Here is a 10,780-nt window from a genome sequence, read left to right as displayed (position 1 = left end):
GGATAGCCGTGAAGCCGATACCGTCCGTGGCGACAGCGCTTCGTCCAAAGCGGACCGTACAGCCGACAATAATAAGAGCAAAGCGGCAGAAAAAGCAAAATCAGACAAGTAAATCGATAGATTTTCCATATTGATATTTATTACTGCCTGCAAACATGATATGATACAGGTAGATGAAAATTCTCTTTATATTTTAAAGGAGGTAACGATACTTATGCAGATTACAGAAGAAATCAAAAATGGCATCTATTGGATGGGATGCAATGATTTCCGGACCGAATTATTTGAACGGATTTTCCCGATTCCTGAAGGCGTCACCTACAACTCCTATTTCATTGATGACGCAAAGACCTGTGTCATCGATGCCATGGACAAGGGATGCCGTGATGAATTCCTGGAAGATGTAGAATATCTGCTTCATGGCCGCAAGCTCGATTATTTCGTCCTGCAGCATATGGAACCAGACCATGCCAGCTCGGCCGTCGCCCTGTTGGAAAAATACCCTGATGCCAAGATCGTAGGCCAGCCCCAGACGTTCAAGCTGTTTGAACAATTTTTCCGCAAACCGATGCCGGACCGTTATGTCGCAGTCAAAGAAGGCGACCAGCTGGCGCTCGGCAAACATACACTCCAGTTCGTCAAGGCACCGATGGTTCACTGGCCGGAAGTTATCATGAGTTATGACCTGACGGACCATGTCCTCTTCAGTGCCGATGCTTTTGGCATGTTCGGTACATTGGGCAATGTTTATGCCGACCAGGTCGATTTTGAAGAAAATTATCTCGATTCTGCCCGCCGCTATTATGTCAATATAGTCGGCAAATTTGGCCCCCAGGTCGTCAATGTCCTCAAAAAAGCATCGGGCCTTCCCATCGATTATATCTGCCCGCTCCACGGTGTCGTATTCCGTACGCCGGCAACCATCAAATACATTATTGAAAAATACCTTCACTGGGCAAAATATGTGCCGGAAAAGAAAGGTGTCGTCATTGCTTTTTCGTCCATTTACGGCAATACAGAACGGGTTGCCTGCGCACTGGCCCATAAGCTGAGCCAGCGGGGAATCCAGGATGTCCGCCTCTATGATGTGGCTAAGATTCATTCATCCTACATCACGGCGAAGGCCTGGGAATACAGCCATCTCGTACTGGCTGCTCCGACGTACAACCTCAATCTGTTCCTGCCTATGGAAAACTTCCTCCACGATCTGAAGACACTCATGTATCAAAAGCGTACTGTTGGCGTCATTGCCTGCCACAGCTGGGCATCGGCTGCCTATAAGACGATGGTCGATTACGTAGAAAACCAGTTCAAGTGCTGCGAACTGCTGGAACCGACGATGGACATCAAATCGTCTCTGAAAGACGATCAGGAATGCGAACTCGATGATCTGGCAGATAAACTCGTCGAAAGCATCAATGAATATCCGGATCCGAAAACACTGATTTAACGGGTGTGATGAAAACGGGACTGCCACAGTAGGACGGTCCCGTTTTTTCTCCGGTTGTGCAAAAGGAACGATGATATATTGTTAGAAAGCACAGGAGGTGAGTTCTATGATTATTCGTGACAATACGGCTAAAAGCGGTGATCCTCATGAACAGGAAAAAGCCCGCAATAACGGGGAAGAACTGAAAATAGACCTGGGCCGGGACCTGACAGAAGATGAACAAAAGATTTTTGAAAAGCTGCGGGAAGGCCTGCATATGTAATGGCGGCGGCAAAGAGGATGTCTCAAAGGGCAGCCTCTTTTTTTTAAGCAATGGAAGAACGTATGTTTGAAAGACAGCAGCGGATGTGCTATGATAGGGGAAGAAAAAAGGGGGGAGTCGGTATGGATTGGGACGGAATCCAGGAAAAATTGCAAATTCTGAGTGATGCAGCCAAATACGACGTTTCCTGTTCATCCAGCGGCAGTCACAGAGCCAATCAGAAGGGCGGCATCGGCAATGCCGCCTGCTCCGGTATTTGTCATACCTGGTCCAGTGATGGCCGCTGTGTATCCCTGCTGAAAATACTCATGACGAATTATTGTATCTATGACTGTGCCTATTGTGTCAACCGCTGCAGCCGGGAGACGAAGCGGGCTATGCTGACACCGGAAGAAATTGCCGATATTACGATACAGTTTTACCGGCGCAATTATATAGAAGGGTTATTCCTGAGTTCCGGTGTCTACCAGAGTCCCGATACGACGACGGAGCTTCTCATCCGTACGGCGCGGCTGCTCCGCGATGTCTATCATTTTAACGGATACATCCATATGAAAGGCATACCCGGGACGGATGAACGACTGATCCGGGAACTGGGACAGTATGTGGACCGGCTCAGCGTCAATATAGAACTGCCCTCATCGGCAGGCCTCCGGCTTTTGGCGCCGCAAAAAACGAAGCAGAGTATCCTCCTGCCCATGCGTGCTGTCCGCGCAGGCATTGCCGAACGGCAGGAGGAACGGAAAAAGAGCCGCAAAGTACCTGCTTTCGTACCGGCCGGGCAGACGACGCAGCTCATCATCGGAGCGACGCCGGACAGTGACCGCACGATTTTGCGTCTTAGCGAATCATTGTATCGCCATGTGAGCCTGAAACGCGTTTATTATTCAGCCTATGTGCCCATGCTCCATGGGCCGGGACTGCCGGAACTGAGGACGCCGCCGCTCCTGCGGGAACACCGTCTTTATCAGGCGGACTGGCTGCTGCGTTTTTATCAGTTTACGGCCGATGAAATACTGAGTGACGATATGCCTGATTTTGATCTTCACCTCGACCCGAAAGCCTGCTGGGCCCTGCGGCATCCGGAAGTCTTTCCCATTGAAATCAACCGCGCTTCCTATCACATGCTGCTCCGCGTGCCGGGCATTGGCGTACAGTCGGCACGGCGCATCTGCGCGGCCCGCAGGCAGGCCTGGCTTTCCTATGACAGTCTGCGGCGCCTGGGAATCGTCCTCAAACGGGCAAAATATTTCATCACTTGCCGGGGACGGTACTATGGCGGTCATACAGGGCAGGGGGAAATCCGGCGGCATCTCCTGCAGGATGAGGGGCGGTCCCGCTACGAAGAAGTTGATTTGTTTTCGGGAGGCACCATATGAATTACGAATATGACGGGACGTTTTTCGGCTTTTTGTCGGCTGTATTTGACGCCTGGCATGATGGCATAGAAAAGACAGAAAATATCCGCACCCAAGGGGAGCTATCGCTGTTTGATCAACCGCGGTTTGTGCCTTCTGATCCCGGCAAAGCCCGGCGGATCCTGGAAGCACTCCGTAAGCAGTGTGGCGGCAGGGCCAGTCATTTCCTGTACTATGCCTTCATGGCAGAACTGCCCGGGAGGGAAGAGGCGCTCCTCCTGTACCTGAGGCTGGCCTTTCATTATAAAAAAGAATTTCTCCATCATCTCAGCGATGAACCGGTCTGGGCAGTACGTCAGATGGCCCGCAGGACGGGCAATGAGCGCCACAAGTTACTGGGGCTGCTGCGCTTCCGTGAATTGTCCGATGGTATGCTCTATGCCCGGCTGGCACCTTCCTGTGCTGTCGTACCCCTTATGGCACCGCACTTTGTTTCCCGTTTTCCCGGAGAACGGTGGGTCATCCACGATATACGCCGGCACATGGGTGTCCTCTATGAGAATCACACCCTTTCCCTGATTGAAATCCCAAGGACGTTGCAGGAATTATCTCTTTCCCGGGACGAGCAGGGATTCAATCATCTCTGGCAGGCGTATTATAAGACTATTGCTATAAAAGAACGGCGCAATGATACGGTGCGGCGCAGCTTTATGCCGGAAAAATACTGGCCCTGGCTCATAGAGGATGCGAAACATTCATGATTTGTTATTTCCTTTTTCCCCTGCTTGTTATATAATAGTAACATTGAAATAAAAAAAGAAAGGTTGGAATTCCGTGAAACCCGTTGTCGTAAGCGTTACGAGCATCCAGCGCAATGAACAAGGTCAGGAGCTGAAAATGGAGCTCGTATCGGAAGGCAAGTATTATAGGAAAAGAGATACCCAGTATATTATGTATGCCGAAAGCGAAATCACAGGACTTGAAGGTGTGACCACCATCATCAAGGTCCTGGATAATGGCAACGTCGTACTGGTACGGACAGGGAAGATGCAGCAGCGGCAGGAATACTGGCCGGGAAGGGAAACCCATTCGTGGTACGATACGCCTCTGGGCAGGCTTCCGGTCACGCTGAAGACCTATGTGTGCCGCTCTACTCTGTCTGATGGTACGGGACATATAGAACTGGGATACGATGTGACAATCGATGGTTTTGCGTCCAATTATAATCAGCTGTCTATTGATGTGCAGGAGGATCATGCGTAATGGAAATGAAAGAATTAGTCAAGCAAGGCATACAGGAAGCTCTGGACAGAGCTGTCAAGGCGGGCACACTGCCTCAGGGAAAATACCCTGAAGTCGTGCTCGAAGTACCTCCCCAGAAGAAATTTGGCGATTTTGCGACGAATATTGCCATGCAGTCGGCGCGCATTGCCCATACATCTCCGCAGCTGATTGCCCGCGCTATTGTAGACCAGATGGATTATCCCTGGCTGGACAAGGCAGAAATTGCCGGTGCCGGCTTTATCAATTTCTTTCTGAATCATATGGTAATTTACGATACGCTCCGGCAGATTCTTTCTGCAGGTGAACAGTATGGGCAGGCAGAGCTGCGGGAAGATGACACCGTGCAGGTCGAATACGTCAGTGCCAACCCGACGGGACCGCTCCATGTCGGCCATGGCCGCGGCGCTGCCTACGGCAGTGCTCTCGTAAATCTTTTACGCAAGGCCGGCTACCATGTACAGGCTGAATATTATATCAATGACGCCGGCAATCAGATGGATAATCTGGCGGCTTCCGTCAATGCACGCTATCTGGAACTTTTAGGATATCCTTCGGAAATCCCGGAAAACGGATATCACGGCCATGACATCGTTGAAACGGCCCAGGCCATTATAGACCAGGACGGGGATGCGTATTTATCTATGGCAGAACCGGAACGGCTGGCGTACTTCAAGGACCGGGCCTATGCAGAAAAACTGAAGGCCCTGCGGCAGGATCTGGCTGCGTTTAATGTCCATTATGATAACTGGTTCAGCGAACGGACTCTCCATCCCGATGCCATCCGCGCGGCCTGTGATGAATTGAAAAAACGGGGCAAGGCCTACGAAAAAGACGGGGCGCTCTGGCTGAAATCGACCGATTACGGCGACGATAAAGACCGGGTCATCATCCGCGATAACGGCGTGCCAACCTATCTGGCTGCCGATATTGCCTATCACAAGAACAAATATGAACGGGGCTTTAAGAAGATGATCAATATCTGGGGTGCCGATCATCATGGATACGTAGCCCGCGTCAAGGCGTCCATGGCAGCTCTCGGATATGATCCGGCTCAGCTGGAAGTGCTGCTGCTGCAGATGGTCAGCCTGTTCCGCGATGGCAAGCCCGTGAAGATGAGCAAGCGGACTGGCCAGGCAATCACCCTGAATGAACTGATTGAAGAAGTCGGGACCGATGCAGCCCGGTATTTCTTTATCATGCGCTCTCTCGATACACAGCTCGACTTCGATCTGGATCTGGCGAAATCCCATAGTAATGAAAATCCGGTATATTATATCCAGTATGCCCACGCCCGGATTTACAGCATTTACAAACAAATCGAAGAAGCGGGCGGTACTATCCCGGAAGACTGGTCTGATGTAGTCTGGGATACGCTGAAGGAACCACAGGAACTGGAACTGATCAAGAAGATGGCGGCTTTTCCGGAAGAAATCCAGATTGCCGCACGGGAACGGGCTCCACACCGCATAGCTCATTTTGCTCATGAACTGGCCAGCCTGTTCCATAACTTTTATAACCATTGCCATGTCATCCAGTCTGATAAGGATCTGGAAAAAGCAAGACTGGCCCTGGTTACGGCTGTCCGCATTACCATCGCCGGATGTCTGGCCATTTTAGGGGTTTCTGCTCCTGAAAAAATGTAATATAATATACCTTATGATTTCCTGCCGCAGTTGCGGCATCTTACAGTACTTACTTTATCAGTCTACGAGCAGTCATGCTCAGCAGGGAGGAATTATGGCTAAATACATATTTGTGACAGGCGGGGTTGTTTCATCACTCGGTAAAGGGATTACGGCAGCGGCACTGGGCCGTCTTCTGAAGAATCGTGGTTTCAAGGTTACGATTCAGAAGTTTGACCCCTATATCAATGTAGACCCCGGTACGATGAGCCCCTATCAGCACGGTGAAGTTTTTGTCACCGACGACGGCACGGAAACAGATTTGGATTTAGGTCATTACGAACGTTTCATTGATATCAATCTGGGTAAGAATTCCAATGTCACGACCGGCAAGATTTACTGGTCGGTGCTTCAAAAAGAACGGCGTGGCGATTATCTGGGCCATACGGTACAGGTTATTCCCCACATTACCAATGAAATCAAAAACCGCGTGTACCGTGTAGGCGATGATGACAATGCCGACGTCGTCATTACGGAAATCGGCGGGACTGTCGGCGATATTGAAAGCCTGCCGTTCCTGGAAGCCATCCGCCAGATAAAGAAAGAAGTAGGCCGCAATGACGTGTTGTATATTCACGTCACTCTGGTACCGTACATCGGAGCTGCGGGCGAACTGAAGACGAAACCGACCCAGCACAGCGTAAAAGAATTGCGGGGTATTGGCATCCAGCCCGATATTATCGTCTGCCGTACAGAACGGCCGCTGTCTGATGAAATGAAAGATAAACTGGCCCTGTTCTGCGATATTGATAAAGATGCTGTCATCGAAAATAAAACACTGGACAGCATTTATGAAGTACCGCTTCTCCTTTCTGAAGAAGGATTGGATCGTATCGTACTGGAAAAACTGGATCTGCCGGATAAACCGTGCGATATGGAAGACTGGAAGAAGATGGTCCATGCTATCTATCACACGGAACATGACCTTACGATTGCCCTCGTAGGCAAATATGTAGCACTTCACGATGCCTACCTCAGTGTAGCCGAAGCACTGAGTCATGCCGGTTATGCCTATAAGACCAAAGTGCATATCAGATGGATTGATTCGGAAACGCTGGAACCGTCTGATGCCAATCTTGATGAAGTGTTCAGCGGTGTAGATGGCATTGTCGTACCCGGCGGATTTGGCAACCGCGGTGTAGAAGGCAAGATTAAGACGGTACAGTATGCGCGGGAACATAAGATTCCCTACCTGGGGCTTTGCCTGGGCATGCAGTGCGCTGTCATGGAATTCGCCCGCAACGTCGTAGGCCTGAAAGGGGCAACGAGTTCGGAATTCCAGGAAGATGCCGAATTTCCGGTCATCGATCTCATGCCGGATCAGGTGGATATTTCTAACAAAGGTGGTACGATGCGCCTCGGCTTATATCCCTGCAAACTGGCTGAAGGCACTAAGGCACGGGAAGTTTACGGACAAGACCTTATTTACGAACGGCATCGTCATCGCTGGGAATTCAACAATAAGTACCGGACAGAACTTACCAAAGCCGGGCTGGTCATATCGGGGACATCTCCTGACGACCGGCTGGTCGAAATTGTAGAACTTCCGGATCACCCCTATTTTGTCGGCTGCCAGTTCCATCCGGAATTTAAATCCCGTCCGACTAAAGCCCATCCGTTATTCAGAGGACTCATCTCGACAGCGTTGGAATTAAAAAATAAATAAATCCGTCTGTATATTCTGCTGCTCCGCTATATCATGCGGAGCAGTATTTTTTGTGGCATCCTGCCCGAAAAGTTTATCGTTTAAGTTATATTTGTTGTCACTTTTTGATATAGTACTTTGTTCTAATTTTTCACATACATGGCCCAGGCTATGGTGATAATTCCATAAATCAGATAAATTCTCATCTATGCATCACGAATATGTGATGAATACAGACCTTTTCTATATATAAAATACGCATAATCAATATGCGGAATAGGAAAAATATTTTGGGACAAAAGTCGATAATCATGCGGAATATATAGAAGACACGCGGAAATAGGGCAGGAGCTTGCTATAATTTTCACATTGAATAATAAAAGAGATGATGATATAATGATAACGATTGAAAGTGGATAATTCTGTCCTGATAAAACGTTTATCTGCTTTCGAAAGAGCGGTCACCTAGTGATTGCAGATTTGTAAGCACCCCTTTGGGATACGATATAGTGCAGTCGGAATTCATCGGCGGCATTACGGCTTTCATGCCGTCTTGTAGAGGCGTCAAGTTATTCGACAGGTTTTTGACAGACAAGAAATATGCCGGGCCGGAAAACGTATCGCTTCTCTAAATTGGTTGCTTAATGTTTTTATTTTTTCATTATATATTTAATGAGGTGATTTTTGATGTTGAAAACCTTTAAAAGAGGTGGGGTTCATCCTGACGATGGCAAAATCTATGCAAAAGATAAAGCCATAGAAACCCCAGCAATACCGGATCAAGTAGTCATCCCGATGAGCCAGCATTTTGGCGCTCCTTGCACTCCGACAGTCAAGGTTGGCGATCATGTCAAGAAAGGGCAGCTCATTGGTACGAGCGATGCTTTTCTCCATGCTGACATCCATGCTTCTATTTCCGGTGATGTTGTCAAGGTAGCTCCCATGCCGCACAACATGATGGTTAAGTGCATGGCTGTTGTCATCAAATCGGATGGTAAGGATGAATGGGCTGATGGCATTCCCCAGGAACGGGACTGGACTAAGCTCGAAAGCAAGGAAATCATCGAACTGATTAAAAAAGCAGGCGTTGTAGGCTGCGGTGGCGCTACCTTCCCTGCTCATGTAAAATTTACGCCTAACAAACCTGTCGATACTTTCATTGTAAACGGTGCCGAATGCGAACCGTATCTGACATGCGACTACCGTGCCATGGTAGAAGATGAATATGTTCAGAAACTGGTAACCGGTGTCCAGATCATCATGAAAGCTCTCGGTGTACATCAGGGTTATATCGGAATTGAAGATAATAAACCGGAAGCTATCGCCAAACTGACAGAAGCTTTTAAAGATATTCCGGAAGTTACGGTTCAGCCTTGTGTCACGAAATATCCGCAGGGCGCTGAAAAAATGATGATTGAAGCCATGACAGGCCGTCAGGTCGAACCAGGCGGACTGCCGATGAATGTCGGCTGTGTCGTAAGCAATGTCGGTACGGTCATTGCCGTTACCGATGCCGTATGCCATGGTATCCCGTTCATTTCCCGTCTGACGACTGTAACCGGTGACTGCATCAAGGAACCGAAGAACCTGAATCTCCGTATTGGTACATTGTTCCAGGAAGTCATTGATTATTGCGGCGGTTTCTCCCAGACTCCCGACCGGGTAATCGGCGGCGGCCCGATGATGGGTCTTGCCCAGTACCAGCTCGATGTTCCTATTACCAAAGGTGCATCTGGTATCCTCGCATTATCGCCTGAAAAATGCCAGGTTGGTGAAGAATCTCCGTGTATCCGTTGCGGCCGTTGTGTAGAAGCATGTCCGATGGGTCTTATCCCGAGTCAGCTGAGCATCTTCTCTTCCTGCCAGGCATGGGATAAATGCATGGAATACGGTGTCATGAACTGCGTTGAATGCGGCAGCTGCGTTTATACCTGCCCGGCAAAACGCAATATCGTCCAGTATATCCGCAACGCCAAGGCACAATGCAAAGCTATGCAGAGAGCAGCACAGGCCAAAGCCGATGCGCAAAAGGCTAAGAACTAATTGGAAGAAGGGATATCATGAGTCCAGAAGCGAAAGGACAAACTATAGGAAAGGATGCTAAAGACATGCAGGAATTAAATCTTACTGTATCATCTTCACCGCATGTTCGCTGTAACGAAAGCATTCCTAAGATTATGTGGAATGTTGTAGCTGCTCTCGTACCGGCTGCTGCGTTCGGCGTTTACTATTTCGGTGCCAATGCACTTCTTAACATGGTCGTTGCAGTTGTGTCTGCAGTTATTTTTGAATTTTTATGGGAAAAAGCACTGCACAAGAAAGTCACTATCACCGATGGCAGTGCCGTCATCACCGGCCTTCTGCTGGCGATGTGCTGCCCGCCGAGCCTTCCCTGGTGGATGAGCATCGTCGGTTCCTTCCTGGCCATCGTCGTATGTAAACAGTCTATGGGCGGCCTTGGTTATAACCTCTTTAACCCTGCTCACGTCGGCCGTGCCGGCCTGATGGTTTCCTGGCCGATTGCCATGACGACATGGACAAACATGGACGGCAGTGCTGCTGTCAATGCCGTTGCCGGACCTACTCCGCTGAATGCCTTCAAGCATGGCGGTCAGGATGCATTGTTCAATGCATTCAATGCCACCGACTGGGGTACCATTTATCAGCAGATGTTCTTTGGCATGCGCAGCGGTTCCGCTGGTGAAACCTGCACGGTCCTGTTGATTCTCGGCGGTCTCTATCTGATCTGGAAAGGTTACATCAAATGGCAGGTTCCGGTTGTCATGATTGCAACTGTCGGCGTTCTTACTGCTATTATTTACAGCCCCAATGCTGCTGTATTTGAAATGATGGCCGGCGGCCTCATTATTGGTGCTTTCTTCATGGCAACAGATATGGTCACGGCTCCGATTACACTGAAAGGCCAGATTATTTTTGCACTCGGTGCAGGCCTTATTACCGTACTGATCCGTGTACTCGGCGGGTATCCGGAAGGCGTTTGCTATTCCATCCTGCTCATGAACACACTGACTCCGCTGATTGACCGTCTCGTCAAACCGACCGTCTTCGGTGAAGTAAAGGCAAAGGGGGCTAAATAAA

General features: G+C 49.3%; 9 protein-coding genes. All 9 read left to right on the top strand.

What is annotated here, in order from left to right; all coding sequences use genetic code 11:
- Nucleotides 1–214 precede the first annotated feature (214 nt).
- The 9 genes from DBO31_RS03400 (at nt 215) to DBO31_RS03365 (ending at nt 10,779) form a co-directional block, all read left to right on the top strand.
- Nucleotides 215–1,450 carry an FprA family A-type flavoprotein gene (locus tag DBO31_RS03400; protein WP_113855416.1) on the top strand — a complete coding sequence of 412 codons (1,236 nt, stop codon included), beginning with the start codon at nt 215–217 and terminating at the stop codon, nt 1,448–1,450.
- A gap of 106 nt (nt 1,451–1,556) precedes the next feature.
- The gene (locus DBO31_RS09380; protein ID WP_170087271.1) at nt 1,557–1,712 is read left to right on the top strand and encodes a hypothetical protein; all 156 of its coding nucleotides are present in this window, start codon (nt 1,557–1,559) and stop codon (nt 1,710–1,712) included.
- A gap of 122 nt (nt 1,713–1,834) precedes the next feature.
- Entirely contained in the window at nt 1,835–3,091 is a 1,257-nt protein-coding gene (locus DBO31_RS03395; RefSeq protein ID WP_150824440.1) for a putative DNA modification/repair radical SAM protein, read from the top strand.
- Nucleotides 3,088–3,831, top strand: a complete 744-nt coding sequence (locus DBO31_RS03390) for a TIGR03915 family putative DNA repair protein (protein WP_075581974.1) — start codon at nt 3,088–3,090, stop codon at nt 3,829–3,831. The genes DBO31_RS03395 and DBO31_RS03390 overlap by 4 nt, the downstream gene beginning before the upstream one ends.
- A gap of 73 nt (nt 3,832–3,904) precedes the next feature.
- Complete coding sequence (locus tag DBO31_RS03385; protein ID WP_070807754.1) at nt 3,905–4,333, top strand: DUF1934 domain-containing protein; 429 nt, start codon at nt 3,905–3,907, stop codon at nt 4,331–4,333.
- On the top strand, nt 4,333–5,997 hold the full coding sequence (argS, locus tag DBO31_RS03380) for an arginine--tRNA ligase (RefSeq protein ID WP_150824439.1): 1,665 nt from the start codon (nt 4,333–4,335) through the stop codon (nt 5,995–5,997). Before DBO31_RS03385 ends, argS begins: the two co-directional genes overlap by 1 nt.
- 94 nt (nt 5,998–6,091) lie before the next feature.
- Complete coding sequence (locus tag DBO31_RS03375) at nt 6,092–7,702, top strand: CTP synthase (RefSeq protein ID WP_059076690.1); 1,611 nt, start codon at nt 6,092–6,094, stop codon at nt 7,700–7,702.
- 666 nt (nt 7,703–8,368) lie between these two features.
- The gene (gene rsxC / locus DBO31_RS03370) at nt 8,369–9,724 is read left to right on the top strand and encodes an electron transport complex subunit RsxC (protein WP_059076691.1); all 1,356 of its coding nucleotides are present in this window, start codon (nt 8,369–8,371) and stop codon (nt 9,722–9,724) included.
- Between the two features lie 17 nt (nt 9,725–9,741).
- Complete coding sequence (locus DBO31_RS03365) at nt 9,742–10,779, top strand: RnfABCDGE type electron transport complex subunit D (protein WP_059076692.1); 1,038 nt, start codon at nt 9,742–9,744, stop codon at nt 10,777–10,779.
- The last annotated feature ends 1 nt before the right edge of the window (nt 10,780 follow it).

It is taken from the genome of Megasphaera sp. DJF_B143, from assembly GCF_900320625.1.
In the GTDB taxonomy this organism is placed as follows: domain Bacteria; phylum Bacillota; class Negativicutes; order Veillonellales; family Megasphaeraceae; genus Megasphaera; species Megasphaera hexanoica.
Note: the sequence above shows the minus strand (reverse complement) of the source record. Positions and strands in the feature narration are given on the sequence as shown.

Coding starts and splice junctions, on each gene's coding strand:
- DBO31_RS03390 (WP_075581974.1), top strand. CDS start 3,088: ATGAATTACGAATATGACGGGACGTTTTTCGGCTTTTTGTCGGCTGTA.
- DBO31_RS03395 (WP_150824440.1), top strand. CDS start 1,835: ATGGATTGGGACGGAATCCAGGAAAAATTGCAAATTCTGAGTGATGCA.
- rsxC (WP_059076691.1), top strand. CDS start 8,369: ATGTTGAAAACCTTTAAAAGAGGTGGGGTTCATCCTGACGATGGCAAA.
- argS (WP_150824439.1), top strand. CDS start 4,333: ATGGAAATGAAAGAATTAGTCAAGCAAGGCATACAGGAAGCTCTGGAC.
- DBO31_RS03365 (WP_059076692.1), top strand. CDS start 9,742: ATGAGTCCAGAAGCGAAAGGACAAACTATAGGAAAGGATGCTAAAGAC.
- DBO31_RS03400 (WP_113855416.1), top strand. CDS start 215: ATGCAGATTACAGAAGAAATCAAAAATGGCATCTATTGGATGGGATGC.
- DBO31_RS09380 (WP_170087271.1), top strand. CDS start 1,557: ATGATTATTCGTGACAATACGGCTAAAAGCGGTGATCCTCATGAACAG.
- DBO31_RS03375 (WP_059076690.1), top strand. CDS start 6,092: ATGGCTAAATACATATTTGTGACAGGCGGGGTTGTTTCATCACTCGGT.